This window comes from Moorena sp. SIO4G3 (genome assembly GCF_010692305.1).
GTDB lineage: Bacteria > Cyanobacteriota > Cyanobacteriia > Cyanobacteriales > Coleofasciculaceae > Moorena > Moorena producens_A.
In genome coordinates, this window is sequence record NZ_JAAHIG010000173.1 from 1 (window position 1) to 17,899 (window position 17,899).

Sequence of the window (17,899 nt, forward strand, 5' to 3'; positions counted from 1 at the left end):
TGAGAGTAGATTGCTTGGATAGGGAGATGGGGAGATGGGGAAATGGGGAGAGGGGGAGATGGGGGGATGGGGAGATTGGCGGAACAGAAAGTTGTATAGCAGTCGCCAGGGCAGTTAGGACATGACAAAAGTCTCAAACCTAAGTAAGCGCAAGAGTTTGACTTCTGACTTCTGACTTCTGACTTCTGACTTCTGCTATAACAATAGCTGGGATGCGTTCGCGAAGCGTCGGCTTTGCCGAATCGCTTAATCCCTTACCACCTTAATCCCTTAACCTTAACAATTATTTATCTTTTCTTAACAACCTAACCAATTTAGGGAATAATTCCATAACTAACCTTAACAAATCATCAGTATAATCCCGGACAACTAATGGGTTATCATAAAAGTGGGATAAAGCAATACATACTGATAATTTTCCTTCTAGGGAGGCCAAAAATGAAATTCAATATTTTGGCAACGCTAACCTTACTCGCTTCCCTGTTCTTTACTGGTTCAGCAGTAGCTGAAAACCCAGACCAGGTGCAACAGTTGCTCTCAACTGGTGAATGTCCAGGGTGTAATTTAAAAGGAGCGGATCTATCGGGTGCACATCTACTAGGGGCTGACTTGAGGAATGCTAACCTGCAAGGAGCAATCTTAATCGAAGCCAACCTAGAAGGTGCTGACCTGACTGGTGCCAACTTAAACGGGGCTAACTTAACCCAAGCCTTTGTTACCAACGCTAGTTTAAACTGCGCAAATCTCAACCAAGTGAATTTGACAGCGGCCAAGCTTTACGACACCGATGTGTCTGGAGCTGTGATGAACAACATGACCTTAACTAATGCCGAGATATTTGAAACTGGCATTGGCATTGGTGGTAGTGCCGAGGAATTCAATTTCAATGTCGAGTGTAGAGTAGAGTCTTGACACTGACTAATTCTTACTAAGAATTATTACTAAAAGCGGGAACCCTTAGGGATTTCTGCTTTTTTGCTTATACTCTAACCTCTGGAACCACCATTTGAAGTCAAGCTTGTAGGGTGGGCAAAAACAGTTTGGTTATGCGTGAGTATTCTAGATTAGATAACTTTGCCCACCCTACTACTAACTTCAGGGTTTCAATTCGATCATAGTGGACGATTTGAGCGGCTATTGGCATCTGTGCAGCTCAACCATTAGCTGTTAAGATCAGAAATCAACCCAGAAAATCAGAGGGGAGGGAAAGTTGACAGAATTTCTAGATTTTCTGAAGCATAAGTATGCTTATGTTGCCATTGGTGAATTCAAGCCAGGCAAATTTCAAGAAGCTCAGGATCTTTACGAGAAAGCTGTATCTACCTATATCCAAGGGTTCAAAGGCGCTTACTTACTGCAAGAACCGGGAACCGATAGAGGGATTGCTGTGATCTTTTGGGAAAGTATAGCGGACATGGAAGATAATCAAAGTGAAGCCTATGAGGCGATCTTAAACCAAATGTCTCACTTGTTTACCAAAGCTCCCACTACATCGTTCTACGAAGTTTGCAGTGAAATCCAGCCTCCGAATTAGCTGGAGAATTAAGAATGCGCGAATTTAGAATGGAGAATTAAGACTCATGCGATCGCTAAGCCGTAGGGTGCGTTAGGGGCGGAAAGTCTCTAATTTTTTGCCTCTTGGCCAGGGTTGACATAGTCTGCCCCGTAACGCACCACCTGTCGAGTCCAGTGCGATGCTCTTAAGGCCGTAGGCCACGCTACGCCAACAGAGCCGCTACGCCAACAGAGCCGCTACGGGATGAAGCGTTCGCAAAGCGTGGCCTACGGCCTCGGCTTCCGCGCTTATGCGAACCCATTAAACCTGTAATAATATATACAACTTGCATTCTAAGAGCGGATGGGGGGAATCGAACCCCCATCATCAGCTTGGAAGGCTGAGGTTTTACCACTAAACTACATCCGCACTGTTTCCAGTACTTTTAGCATCATAACATAACAAAATCAAAATGCCACCTTTTTTAGAGCTAATTTGTAAAGTAAATATTAAGAAGCTTGAAAGCCTTGCTATGATTGTCTTTTGGTTATTAAATAGTTCAATTGTTCTAGTTTAGCGCAAGCCTTATCCTACAAGGTTTAGTGCGAGTTTACAAATCAGCTCTTAGATCAAAAATCAGGACTATTGCCTATGGCCTCTTGCCTCTTGCCTCTTGCCTCTTGCCTCTTGCCCATTGCCTCTTGCCTCTTGCCTCTTGCCTCTTGCCTCTTGCCCATTGCTAGCATGCCTATTGCTAGCATGCCTATTGCCCATTGCCTCTTGGCTCTTGACTAATGGTGAGTTGGAAGCGATAAGCTTGGACAACTGGTTGACCTGCCATGTAAGTAGGGGCAAACAGCCAATGGCGAATCACCTGCTGAGCGAGTTGCTGAGCCTGATCAATACTAATATTGCCTTGCTGCACTTGAATATAGTCCGCTAGCAGTTCCGGTTTACCATTGGAATCAATTAACACCACCACCTTCAACACTAACTCTTCCGATAAATCAATACCTGTCAAATTCAGCTCCTCAGCGGAAAATTCGGTTTTGTTAGCTGGTAGCGGTAGAGCCAATTGGTCTGGAATATCCCGATTGGGATTAGTCAGACCAAATTGACTCATCTTAGCCAGAAAGGTATCTTTTGATGCCGACTCTTCTAGGATGCTGGAAGCCGGTGGCTGAATCGGTGGTGGCAGAGGTAAGGGTAAAGGTAGCGGCCTTTGGATGACTGGAATAGGCTTAACAGGAGTGATCGGAGTTGTTGGTTCAGGTGCGGGTACAGGTATAGTTAGTTCATAAGCTGTTGGCAGTGCTAGCTCTTTAACGGGTAAGCTTTCCTCCGTTGGTGTTTGAGCTAAGTCAGGCTCAGTGACATCAATGGTAGAGTTAGAGACAGTTTGGTGATTAAAATTCCTATCTGACCTAGGACTAGTTAGAGCTGTTGATGGGTCTTCTGGTGATGTCTCTTGCTCAGATATGTCTTCCAGAATGATATCAATCAGATCGATGGCAATCAAATCCTGACTGGGTTGCGAACTCTCCAAGCGCCCCATCAAGAGCATATACAGTATCCACAAGAAGCATAGATGAATGACAACAGACGCCAAAACCATGGCCAACCATAGCATTGGCCCGTTCAAGTGACGTGGTTCAGGTAAATTAGGGGGATTATTTGGGGGCAAACGTTTTAGGGTCATTCGTTGCTAGAGCGTTGCTCGAGTCTTGTAATTGTGTAAGCTATCAGCTATAAGCACCTCAGCTGTCTGCTAAGGCAATCCAACGCCTGATCAATAAAAAGAGTCCCTGAATCATGAATAGCTGATAGCTGATACCCCAGAACTGAATCATCATGTAATTTTATACTTTCGATTGGTCGAATATATAGCGTTAATCATACTTATCAGGGACATTAATCCTTATCAGGTAAATTTAATATGCAGTCCCTGATCTGACTCCCCATCTCCCTATCTCCCCATCTCCCCATCTCCCCACACTTTCCACGCTTCCCACACTTCCCACACTTCCATTACGATCAAGCTCCCATGCCAGAGTAATGCTTTAACCCTTTACGCCATAACCAGCGGTTGACTAGGAAAAATATCAAACTCCAACCTAGAATCACCAACATTCCCCCTACCACATTCACAGGTAAACCAATCAACAGTGCTGCTGGGAAATGAATCAGATAAGGAAAGGGTGTCCACTGGGCAATTTCCCTTACCAAAGGAGGAAAGACTTCCAACGGAGCAATTAACCCAGAAAGAAATAAGTAGAGCAAAAATGATAATTCTTCAATAGCACTAGCTCGTTCTGTCCAAAAGGCGAACATGGCAAAGGTATACTGCATCAAAAAGCGTAGGGAAAAGCTCATTGCTACCACCAGACAACCGAGTAACAGATTGCCAAGATTTGGTAGCCAAGCTGCTTCGGGATACAGGACGAAAAACAAACCGATTAGCCCTAGGTTAAACGGAATACGGATAAATCGTTCTGCTACGTGACGGGCTACGTCATGCCACACTGGATCAATGGGCTGTAGTAATCGTGGGGAAAGCTTCCCTTGTAACACTTGTTTTTGAAATTCCCAAATCACCCATACCAAGTTGAACTGGCGGATAAAAAACACTGAGATAAAGTAACGGGCAAATTCTCTAGAATTCAGACCAAAGTCTGCGTCTTGGGATGCCTTGGTCCAAATCCCCATTAGAATCAGAGGTAACAGATTCGACAGTACCCAAAAAAATATTTCTGCCCGATACTCCATCATATGGGCGTAATAAACACTGAGGAAGGTTGTTATGATTTTTAGGACGCGCTTCATTTATTGATAGTAGGGAGTAGGGAGTAGGGAGTAGGGAGTAGGGATTATGGAGTAGGGATTATGGAGTAGGGATTATGGAGTAGGGAGTAGGGAGTAGGGAGTAGGGAGTAGGCAGGGCTGTTTCATTCTTTGGAATAAATTGTCAGGTGAATGGGCATGAAACGGAGCTGGGGTGCTGGGTATAGGGGTGCATCTCATATTTGTAAAAAAGTTGCGTAGGGTGTGTTAGGGGGGGCCTCATTGTCTTGATGCAATAGCGAGTGGGGGAAACCCCCAAGACCGCTTAGGTGCGCTTTCCGTTGGCGAATTAAATTCGCCACGGGTCGCACCTCTGCATCGCTTTCCGCTCAAGCGCCAGGGTTTAGACAGCCCGCCCCGTAACGCACCACCTTGTCAAACAACAAAAATGAGATGCACCCGGGTATAGGGTGATATTTCAGGTTAAAAATAACTTTTTATTAGCTTTAATACCTCCGATATTACTATATCAGTATCTCTCCACATTTCCAGCAATTCATAATAGGTTCAGTAGCCAAGACACCATAGCCTATTCCTGAATTAACAAAGCGAATTTAATGGTGATGATGCAACATTTTTATTTTTAGGTTCTAAACTCCTAAAAATAATAGGGAAAAATAGGTTTAATTTAACTTGTAATAAACACTGATTAAATTAGTCTTTATTAAGACTATTCACAATAAATTCTTGAACTATACCTAACTTCAAATAGAGCTGTTTAGTTTCGGAAGGAAGGTACTTGAAGTCAGTCACCGTCCCTCTACAATCCTGAGTACCACATAAGCACTTCATTGTCCAAAAATCCTCGTCCATGGTAGTCGAATAGTCAAAGAATATCTCTTCACCTGCAATGATTTGTCTCAATGCAATTAATATTCGATCTCGGATTATGCCTGCATTCGGATTGCACGAATGATTTACGTAAGGTGCTGGTGACTCTGGAATCATATCGATATCGATATACGCATCATGGTCAATTTGGAGAACATTTCCCATCTTTTCTCCTTTGGCAAGACTCTGATCAAAATTGATGATGGGTCCGGTAAACTCAAGTAGCGGTTCACCTGCAGCAATGTCTCGGACTGCAAAGACTCCCTGTCCTATCTTCGCGGGTCTGACTTCAACCTTAGAGTAAGTTGAAGCTGCTAAGTCGTTAGTTGAGACATCTTGATAGGAATTCTTCTCAGGATTAGCTCTAAACATAAATTTCGCTAAAATAAAAAGTTATTAGTCTCAATCCTTTTAGGACAGTTTTTTATGAAAACTATAGGTTGACAGTTGGTATTGCTCAATCAGGGGAAGCTCATCTAAATTCGTATCACAAACTACAGATATAGCAATTCTACGACTTGTGAGGTACAAATTTCTGGTTTTTAGGGAGCAGGGAGCAGGGAGCAGGTAAGAGGGAAAAGGGAAGAGGGAAGAGGTAAAAAATAATGTGTACCTCATGAGTCATAGAAACGCTATAAAAGTTTTTTTGATAGTATCACAAACCTGAAATCTGCTGGATAAATCTCAATAAGCTGCCTCCATTATCAATAATCTCGGAATTATCGATAATGTGATTTGAGAAATCTGAAAAATCCTAATGGGGATTAGGCTTTGCCTACGCGGGGCGCGTTCGCAACAGTTCACTCTACTACTCCTGCCTGGAAAACACGACCAATAACTTCTTCAATGGGAGGGTCAGTTACGCTTAAATCTATCACCTCCAGCTCAGCCAGAATCCGAGCCACAGTCTCGGTAAGCACTTCCCGACGCACTAGCAAACGCACGTGGTGACCATCTACTTCTTTGAGTTCACCATAGCGCTGTAAAAACATATCCTGACTAGTCTTTACCTCAGGTAAGGGCTGGGCAAGTTCTACGGTGACCTCACGATAGGGAGCAAAGCGCTCAAGTAATCCATCTAGAGAGCCATCGTAAATCAGCCGACCTTCATGGATTAATAGCACCCGTTGGCAAAGAGCAGTGATATCAGCCATGTAGTGACTGGTTAAGAGTATTGTTGCTCCTGTGCGTTGGTTGTACTCCCGCAAGAAGTCCCGTACGGCTAGTTGAGCATTGACATCTAATCCCAAGGTAGGTTCATCTAAAAATAGGACTTGGGGTTGGTGTAGCAATGCTGCTAGTAGTTCCGCTTTCATGCGCTCTCCTAGGGAGAGTTTTCGTACTGGCTGAGTCAGTTTCCCTTCTAGGGACAGCATCTCGGTCAGTTCCCCAACTCTATACCTATAGTCTTGATCAGAAATACCATAGACAGCGGCATTGATTCTCAGGGAATCTAGGGCTGGTAAGTCCCAAAGCAACTGTTGCTTCTGCCCCATAACTAGGGTAATTTTTTTCAAAAAGCCTGGTTGACGTCGTTTGGGAATGTAATCCACAACTCTGACTCGACCCTGAGACGGATGAATCAGTCCAGTGAGCATCTTGAGAGTAGTGGTTTTGCCAGCACCATTGGGCCCTAAGAATCCGACTACTTCTCCAAAGCCAATTTCAAAGGAAACGTCTTGTACAGCTTTGACTGAACGGTAGGTACGGCGGAAGAAATGGTTTAAGGTACCTTTTAGTCCTGGTTGTTTGATTGCTACTGGGTAGATTTTGCTGAGGTTTTCGACAATAACAATAGACATATAGGAAAGGGGAAAGGGAACAGGGAATAGGGAATAGGGAGTCGGGAATAGGGAGTCGGGAGTCGGCTTTTAACCTAAGCTATTGGTTATTGCCAATTAAGGTTAAGGTTGTCGAATTTTCCTTGTTAAATCATCTGCTGCCAATGGCTATATGATCAACGATACCCAGCTTGGGACGATGTCAGACTTGATTGACTCACCTAGTTTCCCATTGTGAAAGTACAGTTGACCAGGGATTGATTACTCAATTAGGAAACGCGAACGCGCCCCGCGTGGCCTACGGCCAATCGCGAAGCTTGACATGCACGGGCAAAGCCCAACGCTTCGCGAACGGTCAATCGCATTTACCTGTTCGTCTTCTGATTTCCCTACTCCCTACTCCCTACTCCCTACTCCCTACTCCCTACTCCCTAATGCGTTCGCATAATTTTTTCCTGTGGGAATTTGACACATTATTGATTAATTAGCTAAAAAGGAGTGCGGCTACCACTCTAGAAGTTGAGCTTCCTGTTGACGCTAATCAATGGTTGGCTGGGTTTTATACAGTAACAGTTAGGGTTAAGCGCAATGGCAAGCAACAAGTGACTAATGCTCTCTCCTTTTCCCTAGCGCCTAAGATCATCGAGGAGATGACTATATCTACAACTACCGGAAACCAGCAGCAGTTGACCTTGACCTGTAATCCACCGGTATGGTTAGGGAAGCCAGACACTTCATCAGTGATCCTAGGACAACAGGTAGGGTTTTTGTTAGGCGGACGCGAATTGTTACCCTTGTCGGAATTTTTGCCATCAGTGACCACTACTTCTTCTGACCCATCACCAGACCAGAAGACCAATAGCCTCGTCTTTGATATCACCGGTATTGCTGCTGGGGATTACTGGGTGCGCTTGCCGGTGGATGGAGGTTCAATAAGTGCGTACGCTAATCTTGTCGGGTGGGCAAATGGATACTATAACTGTTGGAATGGTCAAATTCTCATTATTTGCCCACCAAACCCTTCTCTAAATGCGATCGCTTTAGGTTTGATACTGGTAAAATTACTCATGCCAAGATACTTAATGGCTTGACAATTAAATCTTCTCGCTAGATTGCCTGATTATCAGCCTTTAAACTTTCAATATATAACTCAATAGCTTCTGTAATATTCTCGATTCCCTCTTCAAAAGAATCCCCTTGAGAATGACAACCTTTTAGGATCGGACAAAAAGCGTGATAACCTCCCTCTGATTCTACAAAATAACTGTATAATTGTAAATTTTTTTAGTGTTGTTGTCCATAGGTTTTAAACTTGTTTGTAATCTATAGCAAAGGGAGTAGGGAGTAGGGAGTAGGGAGTAGTGCGATCGCTAATCTTGTAGGTTGGGTTGAGCGAATCAATAGTTTTGATAAAACTGATCGATTCTATGGGAGAGTAAAACCCAACACCATCCCCTTTTTTTCCAGTAAGTATTTGTTGGGATTGCTTGCCTCAACTGGGGAGCTAACACTCCCTAATTTTATCATGGTGTGTTGTTGAGCTAAGATTAAAATGCGATCAGCTTTTATCAAAAGTTTATACTTTACTTCCATTGATCATGCCGAAACTGGGATTCATAAGGCTGTGAAAAATGCACTGATTAAAGATGGATGGATAATCACTGACGACCCTATATTATTGAATATAGAAAAACAAAACTCTATGCCGATCTAGGGGCTGAAGGCCCGATTGCGGTTCAACGAAATGAACAAAAACTTGTGGTTGAAGTCAAAAGCTTTGTCGGTACATCAAAATTGCAAGATTTAAAAAAAGCTCTTGGTCAATACGATATCTATCGCTATCTTCTGGATGAAACTGCACCTGAACGAAAACTTTATCTAGCTATTAGTAGCATTGCCTACAAAAACTTTTTTACTCAAGATGTGATTCAATTAATCGTCACTAGACATCAGAGGTTGTCTGAGAAGTCTAATTTGCTACACCTAAGCCCCCGTTGGTCCCCCAAGCAATCCCTCGCTTGGGGGACTTTTACCAGCAAATAGATTCTTGTTCCCCCCAGAATTGGGGGGCTAGGGGGGCAAAATTCAGTATCAAAAAACTTGGGAGATATCCTCTCAACTTACCTTAATTCTTGTAGATACTGAATTAGAAGAGGTAAGACAATGGATAAATTAGCCCAATACCCCAAAATTATTAAACAAATATTAAATGACTATATCGAATTATGTCAAAAACGTTCTCAGGAGGCGATTGAGAATTTTCTGATTGCGGATGAAGCAAATGGTCACTATATTTGGATTAATTTAGGATGGCAAAATGGAGAAATAATTACGGAAATGACCGTTTATGTGCGTCTTCGAGAAGGGAAATTTTGGATTGAGGAAGACTGGACAGAAGAAGGAATTGCTACCGACCTTGTCCGTGTTGGAGTTCCCAAAGAGGATATTGTCTTAGCATTTCATGAGCCAAAAATGCGACAATACACAGATTTTGCTGTTGCTTAGGTGATCGCTTGATATTATTTGGTGGGCAAATGGACATGATCACTGCTGATCTGGTCAAATAATCAGAATTTGCCCACCCTACCCCTTTAATGTTCGAGAGAGTGTAGGAAGTCTTGTAGGGTGGGCAAGAGGATCTAACTCCATGGCCACACACAGGAGTAAAATCTTTTCTTCAAACAAGGATAAGTTAAAGCATTCACTAAGATATTTCAGCGCAGGTCGGGGATGATTGGCTTCCGCTTCTGCCATGGCGGCTTCCCCTTGCTTGATCGCTTCTGGGTCTACCGACTCATCTCCAGCTAATTCTTGGGCTAATTCTTGCAAACGCGATCGCAACCAGAACATTGCAGCACTGAGATACCGTGAATTATTGTCCTGCCATTCACCCATGCTTGACCAGAATACTATCCACACTATCCACAGCAGCTTCCACAGTCAAGACCAGTCAGCGGTCAGCGGTCAGCGGTCAGCCGTCAGTGGTCAGCCGTCAGCTATCATGCAGACGTAACTCATATAAAAAAATGGTTACCTGTTTGATTCAAAAGCTGAACGCGCACGCGTGTGCGTAGCACATAAGCTGAATCCTGATCACTGATCACTGATAACTGATAGCTGATAGCTGATAGCTTACTAGTCAAGACCAAAAAAAATAGCCGTGGAAAATACTTCCACGACTACAAACGTAAACCAATTCAAGGCGATGACTACAAACGTAAAGCAATTTAAGGCGATGTAGCATCTACTCATTAATTCTAGTTTATGAGGAATTTAGGCTAAACCCCTCTGTGGCTCTGACCCCCCATAGCAAGGAATAGTACACAAGCAATAAACTATTCTTAAACTATTTTTAACTGTAGAACTAGGGGGAAGACCCCCCAGCTAGGTTATGAGCTTAATCCAGAATCAAATTGCGCTCCAAAATACAAATGTATTCCCCAGGATTGTAAGTCCGTTGGAGTGGACTCCACTCGCTAACTGTTGCATAGCCCAGAGTCTGCAAATTCCTGATTGTGATATAAATCGCCCGCTTAGAACCAGTCAAGGTATGTTTAATTGGTTCTTGGTAGGGATAAAACCCATGGGAACCTGGAAGAATTATTTCACTAGATTGATTCGGTAAAGGTGAAACAATGAAATTTTTGTACATCGCCTTAAATTGAGTAGCTTAGTGTTCATTAACTATTTAAACATATAAATAAATAATGTGCAATTTATTTGAAAAAATTTAATATTTGTTAATTATTAAAATAATCGAATCATGATTAGTATAAATTTGAGGTAACAGGGAATCGGGAATCGGGAATCGGGAATCGGGAATCGGGAATCGGGAATCGGGAATCGGGAATCGGGAATCGGAATTTTCGGCAAGGTAAAAAACGGTAATTATTTGGGATAATTAAGTCTACACTTATATCGTTTTGACAGAGTTAGTTGACAGAGTTAGTTGACAGAGTTAGTATAAGTAAGGATAGCGAAAGTGCTGAAATTAGAGTCAGTAAATAATTAAATTTAGATAATTGGTGATAGTTATATCTAGTATTGATTGATTACCGCTTTTTACATAATCCAAACTACCTATAAGTACCTGGACAAAAATAAACCTCACTTCTTGATGCAATAGCGAGTGGGGGAAACCACGGCAGTCGCTCATGGGGGAGACCCCCAAGACCGCGCTGCCTCCCCAAGACCGCGCTGCATCGCTGTATTAACTTGTGTAAAGTTGCCAAAAGCCCCTCTGCTCCCTGCTCCCTGCTCCCTGCTCCCTATTTCAAGAGTTAATTTTACTTTTGTCCGACTACTTAGAGTTGATTAACTCTTGCCTTTTGCCTCTTGCCTCTTGCCTCTTGCCTTTCCCTACTCCCTACTCCCTAGATGAACATTACCATTAAAATCCCAGAGCTAAGCATAGAAGGAATTGACCTGAATAGACTAGAACGGGTACGCTTACAAGCAGCGGTGAAAGCAGAATTATCCCGTTTGCTTAAGGTGAAGGGACTACCTCGAAATTGGCAAAATAGTACCAAGATTCCCACTGTACCAGTGAATTTAAACTTAACTAAAACCCACAATCCCACAGACATGGGTAAGGAAATTGCTCAGGCTATTTATAGAGGTATGGCGCAATGACTTAAGTCTTAGTCAGCTCAGAGGAAAGCTCCGGAAGATGATACAAACAAGCAAAGTTCCCAGTGACTTCGATGCTCAGGGTTTACGGAGTAGCCTAAGAAACCCGTATATTAATTTATAAATTAAAATGGTTCGGTGGGGATGAGAAAGCGATGTTAGGGTAATGGGATGAAATCCGGTAGTGCGATCGCAGGTATCATCCTTGCCTTGAAAAAAGGCTAGTGTAAACCTGAGTGGAGAAAAAACCTTGAAAAGTGGAGCCTTATTTCATGTGAATTAAAACTATTACTCATAACCTATCGCGCTCAATGGCTCAACTTTTCTTGCGGTAATTCAAACCCTGCCGCTCTGTTTTATTGGTGTTTTTTTTTAAGACTGTTGTGCTGACTTGCCCAGCATTTAAGGCCGTAGGCCACGCGGGGCGCGTTCGGCTTTGTTTATCAGTACATATAGCGTTTATCGCAGTTATGAGGTACAGTATTGAGGTAGCGCATCCCTATTCCCTATTCCCTATTCTCTCTTCTCTCTTCTCTGTTCCGGTGATCCGCTGTTACCTGTTCCCTAAAATACCGAAATTGTGTACCTCATAACTATGATAATTGCTAGAATATATAGCAATTCCATGGATACCCTGTGCAAAATTCATCCCAAACTCATGGCGTAGCATTGAGATGTGGGATGAATTTTGCCGGAAGCTAAGCCCTAGAAAATCTGCAAGTTCTGATCGAGCCAATCCAGCCATTTCAGACTACTCGATAAAGATTTCGGTGGGTCGTAAATCAGGGTATCTAGAGCAATCAGGCGCTGGAAATTGATCTTGACTGGATCATGACGCTCTGTGCAACCGTCTTTGCGATAAAACTTGACACCAGCTTTTTGCTGCATCATAGTGATCAATTCTTGAGCAACTATACCGTAGCCAATGGTAGTGGGATGAATGCCATCTAGGGAGAACAAACCACCGCTGGTGCGACCGGTGGCATCGGATCTAAAAAAGCGAGTATCCAGTACTGGTGAAAGCGCTTCGAGTTCCGGTGCCAGCTGATAGGGAGTCCACCAATCTGGTCTGGCGTCGGAGTCTTCAATATAACGTCGATAAGCTAAGCTATCCAGTAATCCTGCTAATTCAAATAAATACCAATCTCGACCTTCTTTTCGAGCCTGACGTACAGCATCAGCAATATATTTATTGTACTGATCAATGACGCTATCAATTGCTCGGGCTTGTTGTCCGGTAATGTGCGGGTCACGGTTGGGGTCGAAATTTTTGTCGCTAATCCAAGGACGGGTGTAGTAGGCGAAGTATCGCGAGCCAGTAGCGATCTTATCTCCTACTCCACGACCAATGGGCGTAATGGTGACATGGGGAACTGTAGCCAAAATGACATGGCGAGCTTGGATTTGCTTGACTTGCTCAACTACTTGATCCAATTCCGCTTTGAAATCTTCCGGAGACCAGATCGTAGGTCGCTGATTGGGCTGTGGTGAATTTAAATCGCGATCGCAACTCCATCTGACCTGCAATTGAGCAATGGTGCCCATGGCATTATTCGCCCCAATCATGATCATCAGGGTTTCAATACCATCTCCCTCACCGTTTTCTAAACTTCCTTCTTGCCCTAGTGCCACGGCAGCTTGGACTGGGGTAAGTGCTTTACCCTCTGAATCCCTTGCGGAGTCCAAAACCCTCAATCCAGCATGTTCGCTGGCCTTCTCAACGATTTGCCGCAATAGATGATCCGTTGGTGCCTGGATTTCTTTTCTGAGGGTATCTGCGTCTTTAGAGATAATGTCTTTGAGATTCCACCCATAAATAGCGAGGTTGTGGTTAATTCCTTTTTCCATAGCAACAGTAGAACCAACGCCCCCTTGCCAACCAGGACCCCGTTCCCAATAATCTTCTATGTCGTCCATAAATTCGCGGATTGAAAACAATGCCGACCCTAATTCCCACCAGTTTATCTGGTCACCAAACTGTCGCTCTAAGTGCCTAACTACATACTCCATATTCAGGGGTAATCCACCAAATTTACCATATTGGCTGGGACGACGCAGGTGTTTTTCCCAACCCATTTCTTGAGCAATCATCATGGGATAGGATAGGTCAGTGTTAAAAATTGCTCCACTCTGGACGCCATGGCTGAGGGAATCACCAATAGTGACCAGTCGATGTCGGGGAGTGCCTGGCTTTTGGTTGACTTCAATACTTAATTCCGGACGGATACCCAGAGTAGGGTCTGTTTCCGGTGGACGCCCTTGAGGTTGGATAACTTCTTTGACCTGATCTGGGGCGTCAAAGTCGAGCATGTCTTTGGTAAGAAAGCGTTTGATCATAGTTGCCTGTTTATTAAAAATAAAGAGTGGTAATCAGTGATTAGATAATTCACCTCAGCATCAGTTAATTTCAGAAAGGTAAGCATTCAGCTTATAAGCAAAGAAAGTAGAGACATTAGATCCTTAGATCCTAGGGGGGTTTCAGGAATTAATTCCTATAAACTACTTCAAAGCCAGCTGTCAAAAATTGCTTTCAAAGATTTCTAAGGGGATTAAGTGGTATAGCACTACGCATTAAAGTTAGGACATTGATAAAAGCAGCAAAAGCTGTTGTAGTCAACTTTTGCATTTTGCCTCTTGCCAATGCCATTGCGCGTAGCGCTATAACCGGTTCGGGTGACTCAGTACCAGTTCCGTTACATTCCGCCTGTTCGAGCTCCATTTGGTCCTCATATTTAGTAAAACACTTAGGCTTAGCAGCTACAGCTAGATCGAGAACAATGGGTACCTCTAATTTGATCGGAACTTGGAAGACACAGGGATTATAGTATTTGTAAGCCATCGGTTTTACCTCTTGCTGCAATTACTTTCAATCAACACATTTCTATAATCTCAGATATAAATCCACCTTCACAGTACCTTTGAGGGTACTTTTGTTTAGCTGATCAGATCACGGCATAACTTAGGAGTGATTATCGGTTAATTTCGAAATTAAAACTACTCCATGCTGAGCTCAAGATGGAGGATATCTAGGACTTAATTTATGGCAATACTTTCAAATATCACGGAGCAAAAAGCATTATTTACCGGGAGCAGGTCTTGCGTTGCAGAACATTTGTACTATGTCCCATTAGAGCAAGCTTAAACCCATCAGGGGGCTATAGATAATGTACAAATATTCATAAGTCACATGCTCCCCCTATTACCTATTACCTATTACCTATTACCCATTACCTATTACCCATTACCTATTACCTTAGTACAAATGTTATGCATAAGTAACATGCTCCCTTATTTACCATTGTTTTAGCTGAGATTTAATAATTTTTAAAAATACAAAAATAAGCGTTATATAGCGTTTATCGCAGTTATGAGGTACAGTCTTCTTTGACATTGATTCCCTGTTAGGTGCGCTTTACGCGTCTAATTATTAAAATCGCCACGGGTCGCACCTCTTGATGCAGCGCATTGCTATTCCCTATTCCCTATTCCCTCTTCTCTGTTCCCTGCTCCCTGCTCCCTTGCTATATTGACTTTGACAATTAAAAATTAACAATTAACAATTGATGAGTTAGCTCAATAATAAGTATTCAACTGGACTTGAGATCAGCAGTTTATTAACCACAAGGATTTCATGGCTACATCTCCCCTTTCCCCTCGTTTGTTGAGAGGGGCAATAGTCGCTCTAGACCCTGCTAACCCCCTAGCTAGTGTGATTTTTTTTCAGTAGACTTCGCGGCAGTTGTCGGGAACAGGGAACAGCGGATCACCGGAACAGTGGACAAGAATTGACGCAAAGCGATGCAGTCGGCCAAAGGGGGTTTCCCCCACTCGCGCTTTGCATCAAGAACACTATCAGAAAAATACTTTTGCAAGAGGTCTAGTGCAATCCGGAGACGATGACGCGATCGCTTACGCCCCGAACAGCAGGAGCGGATTTGTCTGCACAGGCTAAATCTGACCTAGACCCGACTGAAGCCAAACGAATTAGTGGTCCTCCGAAAGAGACCATTAGTCTAAAAATGGCCATCGATGCCACTGACCGGTTAGAGCAGGCGGATACTATGGCGGTTACCTTGGGCATTCATCCCCAGATGGCAACTCTGGAAATGCTCATGTATCCCAAAACCTTGTCAGTCTTGACCAATAGCGCGATGTCGAAAGCAGGAACTCTGGAAATTGTGGCGATGGAAGCTCCTCTAACTCTGTTTATCTGGGGCGGTAATCGGATTTTACCGGTTCGGGTAGAGAGTATGAATATTGAAGAACTGGCTTATGATGTTAATCTTAACCCGATTCGGGCTGATGTTAGCCTTACTCTAGAAGTCCTCAGCTACAAGGAGCTGAAGCTGGCTAGCCTCGGTGGTGCTCTGTTTATGGCTCACCAAGTTAGCAAAGAACTGATGGCAACTATGGAAAGTCTTAAGAATGTCAGCAGCATTGCTAAGGGCGCAGCAGGCAGTATTCCATTGCTTTGAGTTGACACTCCCCGGCCTAAAGTCAGTGCGTAGGGTGCGTTAGGGGCGGACTTGCCCTTATTTTTCGCCTCGTAGCCAGCGTTGGGATAGTCCGCCCCGTAACGCACCACCCAAGGGATCGCCCTAATTTTGCGCCTCAATGCCCGGGTTGGGACAGTCCGCCTGGGAATTGTAACGGGCAAGATGCCCGTTCCACCACGATGCCCGTTCCACCACGATGCCTGTTCCACGCCTGATGCCCGTTCCACCACCATGCCCATTCCACCCACCGGGTCACACAGCAAATATCAGATGCACCCAAATGTAGAAGAGAATGGGATTCGGCGTTCGCGCAGCGTGGCCTACGGCCACAGCCGACGCTACGCGATCGCATTAATCACAGCAGCGATATTGATTGGGTCTAGAAGACATCCCCTTATACTCATAAGCTGTACTTATCCTAATCAACTGTACTGATTAGATAATTTAAAGTTTCCACAAGTTTAAAAAACTCCCCTTCTGATAAGCTGGGCGGTGGTGTTAAGGATTTAGTGGTGTAGGCGTTGATATGATTACCACTACCGAAAATACTCCGAAAACTAAACTGCGAACACTTTTAAATTATACATGCTAAAAAAATTCACAACTAAGCCTTGGAAATGGCTGGCAAGTTTGGTGGCGATCGTTGCCACCTTTATCATCGCTTGGATGCAAATGAGTCCGATTGCTATCGCTGATTCTTTCGCTGATTGCAAAAAAGCTATTGAAGTTATGGACGATCGCCCAGAGGTTTTGGATCATTTATGCTCGACATACACCGAAGATTTTAACCTTGCAACGGAAGGATTTATCGGTAAGCTCAATAACAGTGATCTGCCTAAAATACCAGATTCAGGAGATGTTTGGAATTTGGAACAGTATCAGTTCCTCCTGGATCATTCAACGGCTCCACCAACCGTAAACCCTAGCCTGTGGCGCATGGCTCAGCTCAATATGCAACACGGGCTGTACCAAGTTGTGCCAGGTATTTATCAACTTCGGGGCTATGACCTAGCCGAAATAACTCTGGTTGAAGGAGACACAGGCTGGATCGTGATCGACCCCTTAACGTCCAAGGAAACAGCGCAAGCCGCTCTGGAGCTGGCAAATGATAACATCAATAAACATGACAATATGATGTTGCCTAGGCACCACGGTCGCACAGATCCTTTACCAGTCTCTGCTGTTATTTACACCCACAGCCATGTGGATCATTATGGCGGAATCCAAGGCATTGTAGAGCTAGAGCAGATTAAGTCTGAAGACAACCCTGACGGGATTCCCATCTATGCTCCCGAAGGATTTTTTGAAGAAGCTGTCAGTGAAAACGTTTTCGCGGGCAACGTCATGAGCCGTCGCGCTTCTTATATGTATGGCAACCGGCTTCAGAACAAAGGTCAAATAGGTCCAAAAGGACAGGTGGATGGCGGTTTGGGTAAAACCACATCTACAGGTACCACGTCTCTGATTGCTCCCACCGATATCATTGATCACACCGGGCAGAAAATTACAGTTGATGGTATTGATATCATTTTTCAGAACGTGCCCGGTTCTGAAGCCCCTGCCGAAATGATGTTTTATTTCCCGGAGTTTCATGCCCTCTGTGCTGCTGAGGACGCAACCCATACCATGCACAACCTCTATACCTTGCGTGGGGCTAAAGTGCGGGATGCCCTTGGTTGGGCCAAATACCTGAGCGAGACGGATACATTTAACCCGGCAATTCCTGGCAAAACCCGGAAGCCGTGTACAGCACGTCGGTTATCGACGAGGAGGTATCCCTCAAAGCTTTTAGGTAAATCCCAAAAGCGCCATTATGATCACGGTCA

Annotated in this window: 24 protein-coding genes, 1 tRNA gene and 1 pseudogene; 12 read left to right on the forward strand and 14 right to left on the reverse strand. The window is 43.9% G+C overall.

Annotated elements, in window-relative coordinates; all coding sequences use genetic code 11:
* Positions 1-438: 438 nt before the first annotated feature.
* Together F6J99_RS25580 and F6J99_RS25585 are read left to right on the forward strand one after the other, a co-directional pair.
* Positions 439-912 carry a pentapeptide repeat-containing protein gene (locus F6J99_RS25580; protein ID WP_070391320.1) on the forward strand — a complete coding sequence of 158 codons (474 nt, stop codon included), beginning with the start codon at positions 439-441 and terminating at the stop codon, positions 910-912.
* Positions 913-1,210: 298 nt separating this feature from the next.
* Positions 1,211-1,534: an antibiotic biosynthesis monooxygenase gene (locus F6J99_RS25585; RefSeq protein WP_070391318.1), complete on the forward strand. Its 324-nt coding sequence runs from the start codon at positions 1,211-1,213 to the stop codon at positions 1,532-1,534.
* A 319-nt stretch (positions 1,535-1,853) separates the two neighbouring features.
* On the opposite strand, the gene F6J99_RS25590 is transcribed toward F6J99_RS25585, so the two are convergent.
* A tRNA-Gly gene (locus F6J99_RS25590) sits at positions 1,854-1,924 on the reverse strand.
* A 216-nt stretch (positions 1,925-2,140) separates the two neighbouring features.
* Between F6J99_RS25590 and F6J99_RS25595 the strand changes: the two genes are divergently transcribed.
* Positions 2,141-2,290 (forward strand): hypothetical protein, encoded by a 150-nt coding sequence (locus F6J99_RS25595; RefSeq protein ID WP_293116523.1) that lies wholly within the window; start codon positions 2,141-2,143, stop codon positions 2,288-2,290.
* On the opposite strand, the gene F6J99_RS25600 is transcribed toward F6J99_RS25595, so the two are convergent.
* From F6J99_RS25600 to F6J99_RS25625, 6 genes are all read right to left on the reverse strand, one after another.
* Entirely contained in the window at positions 2,259-3,194 is a 936-nt protein-coding gene (locus F6J99_RS25600; protein WP_293116525.1) for a hypothetical protein, read from the reverse strand. The genes F6J99_RS25595 and F6J99_RS25600 overlap by 32 nt on opposite strands.
* Positions 3,195-3,529: 335 nt before the next feature.
* Positions 3,530-4,318 carry an ABC-2 family transporter protein gene (locus tag F6J99_RS25605; RefSeq protein ID WP_293116527.1) on the reverse strand — a complete coding sequence of 263 codons (789 nt, stop codon included), beginning with the start codon at positions 4,316-4,318 and terminating at the stop codon, positions 3,530-3,532.
* Positions 4,319-4,390: 72 nt separating this feature from the next.
* Complete coding sequence (locus F6J99_RS25610) at positions 4,391-4,516, reverse strand: hypothetical protein (RefSeq protein WP_293116528.1); 126 nt, start codon at positions 4,514-4,516, stop codon at positions 4,391-4,393.
* 474 nt (positions 4,517-4,990) lie between these two features.
* Positions 4,991-5,539, reverse strand: a complete 549-nt coding sequence (locus F6J99_RS25615) for an SET domain-containing protein-lysine N-methyltransferase (protein ID WP_070391315.1) — start codon at positions 5,537-5,539, stop codon at positions 4,991-4,993.
* Positions 5,540-5,578: 39 nt separating this feature from the next.
* Positions 5,579-5,785, reverse strand: coding sequence for a hypothetical protein (locus F6J99_RS25620; RefSeq protein WP_293116529.1), 207 nt, complete (start codon positions 5,783-5,785; stop codon positions 5,579-5,581).
* A 182-nt stretch (positions 5,786-5,967) separates the two neighbouring features.
* Positions 5,968-6,969, reverse strand: coding sequence for an ATP-binding cassette domain-containing protein (locus tag F6J99_RS25625; protein ID WP_070391314.1), 1,002 nt, complete (start codon positions 6,967-6,969; stop codon positions 5,968-5,970).
* Between the two features lie 272 nt (positions 6,970-7,241).
* Here F6J99_RS25625 and F6J99_RS25630 point away from each other — a divergent pair, with 272 nt between their 5' ends.
* Entirely contained in the window at positions 7,242-7,436 is a 195-nt protein-coding gene (locus F6J99_RS25630) for a hypothetical protein (protein WP_293116530.1), read from the forward strand.
* 162 nt (positions 7,437-7,598) lie between these two features.
* Positions 7,599-8,039: a hypothetical protein gene (locus F6J99_RS25635; protein WP_293116531.1), complete on the forward strand. Its 441-nt coding sequence runs from the start codon at positions 7,599-7,601 to the stop codon at positions 8,037-8,039.
* 16 nt (positions 8,040-8,055) lie between these two features.
* Here the strand turns inward: F6J99_RS25635 and F6J99_RS25640 are convergent, their stop codons facing one another.
* Positions 8,056-8,169, reverse strand: a complete 114-nt coding sequence (locus F6J99_RS25640) for a type II toxin-antitoxin system HicB family antitoxin (RefSeq protein WP_198954332.1) — start codon at positions 8,167-8,169, stop codon at positions 8,056-8,058.
* Between the two features lie 451 nt (positions 8,170-8,620).
* Between F6J99_RS25640 and F6J99_RS25645 the strand changes: the two are divergent.
* Together F6J99_RS25645 and F6J99_RS25650 are read left to right on the forward strand one after the other, a co-directional pair.
* A pseudogene (locus F6J99_RS25645) lies at positions 8,621-8,991 on the forward strand (element excision factor XisH family protein); the annotation flags it as partial.
* A 120-nt stretch (positions 8,992-9,111) separates the two neighbouring features.
* Positions 9,112-9,453, forward strand: a complete 342-nt coding sequence (locus F6J99_RS25650) for a XisI protein (protein WP_293116532.1) — start codon at positions 9,112-9,114, stop codon at positions 9,451-9,453.
* A 78-nt stretch (positions 9,454-9,531) separates the two neighbouring features.
* Here F6J99_RS25650 and F6J99_RS25655 read toward each other — a convergent pair whose 3' ends face one another.
* From F6J99_RS25655 to F6J99_RS25665, 3 genes are all read right to left on the reverse strand, one after another.
* Positions 9,532-9,843 carry a hypothetical protein gene (locus F6J99_RS25655; RefSeq protein ID WP_293116533.1) on the reverse strand — a complete coding sequence of 104 codons (312 nt, stop codon included), beginning with the start codon at positions 9,841-9,843 and terminating at the stop codon, positions 9,532-9,534.
* Between the two features lie 502 nt (positions 9,844-10,345).
* On the reverse strand, positions 10,346-10,600 hold the full coding sequence (locus F6J99_RS25660; protein WP_070391310.1) for a hypothetical protein: 255 nt from the start codon (positions 10,598-10,600) through the stop codon (positions 10,346-10,348).
* A 95-nt stretch (positions 10,601-10,695) separates the two neighbouring features.
* Positions 10,696-10,821, reverse strand: a complete 126-nt coding sequence (locus F6J99_RS25665) for a hypothetical protein (protein ID WP_293116535.1) — start codon at positions 10,819-10,821, stop codon at positions 10,696-10,698.
* A 256-nt stretch (positions 10,822-11,077) separates the two neighbouring features.
* Between F6J99_RS25665 and F6J99_RS25670 the strand changes: the two genes are divergently transcribed.
* The 3 genes from F6J99_RS25670 to F6J99_RS25680 all read left to right on the forward strand — a co-directional run bounded on the left by F6J99_RS25670 (position 11,078) and on the right by F6J99_RS25680 (position 12,170).
* Positions 11,078-11,266 carry a hypothetical protein gene (locus F6J99_RS25670; RefSeq protein WP_293116537.1) on the forward strand — a complete coding sequence of 63 codons (189 nt, stop codon included), beginning with the start codon at positions 11,078-11,080 and terminating at the stop codon, positions 11,264-11,266.
* A 59-nt stretch (positions 11,267-11,325) separates the two neighbouring features.
* A complete protein-coding gene (locus F6J99_RS25675) occupies positions 11,326-11,580 on the forward strand; it encodes a hypothetical protein (protein WP_293116539.1) in 255 nt (84 codons plus the stop codon).
* A gap of 467 nt (positions 11,581-12,047) precedes the next feature.
* Positions 12,048-12,170, forward strand: coding sequence for a hypothetical protein (locus F6J99_RS25680; protein WP_293063437.1), 123 nt, complete (start codon positions 12,048-12,050; stop codon positions 12,168-12,170).
* 112 nt (positions 12,171-12,282) lie between these two features.
* Here the strand turns inward: F6J99_RS25680 and F6J99_RS25685 are convergent, their stop codons facing one another.
* Entirely contained in the window at positions 12,283-13,914 is a 1,632-nt protein-coding gene (locus F6J99_RS25685) for an SGNH/GDSL hydrolase family protein (RefSeq protein ID WP_293116541.1), read from the reverse strand.
* A gap of 193 nt (positions 13,915-14,107) precedes the next feature.
* Positions 14,108-14,416 carry a hypothetical protein gene (locus tag F6J99_RS25690; protein WP_070391307.1) on the reverse strand — a complete coding sequence of 103 codons (309 nt, stop codon included), beginning with the start codon at positions 14,414-14,416 and terminating at the stop codon, positions 14,108-14,110.
* Positions 14,417-15,473: 1,057 nt separating this feature from the next.
* Here F6J99_RS25690 and F6J99_RS25695 point away from each other — a divergent pair.
* Positions 15,474-16,052, forward strand: a complete 579-nt coding sequence (locus tag F6J99_RS25695; protein WP_293116542.1) for a hypothetical protein — start codon at positions 15,474-15,476, stop codon at positions 16,050-16,052.
* A gap of 136 nt (positions 16,053-16,188) precedes the next feature.
* Here F6J99_RS25695 and F6J99_RS25700 read toward each other — a convergent pair whose 3' ends face one another.
* The gene (locus F6J99_RS25700) at positions 16,189-16,425 is read right to left on the reverse strand and encodes a hypothetical protein (protein ID WP_293116544.1); all 237 of its coding nucleotides are present in this window, start codon (positions 16,423-16,425) and stop codon (positions 16,189-16,191) included.
* Between the two features lie 233 nt (positions 16,426-16,658).
* Between F6J99_RS25700 and F6J99_RS25705 the strand changes: the two genes are divergently transcribed.
* Positions 16,659-17,899 (forward strand): MBL fold metallo-hydrolase (locus F6J99_RS25705; RefSeq protein ID WP_293116546.1); only part of this gene is annotated, 1,241 nt, incomplete at its 3' end.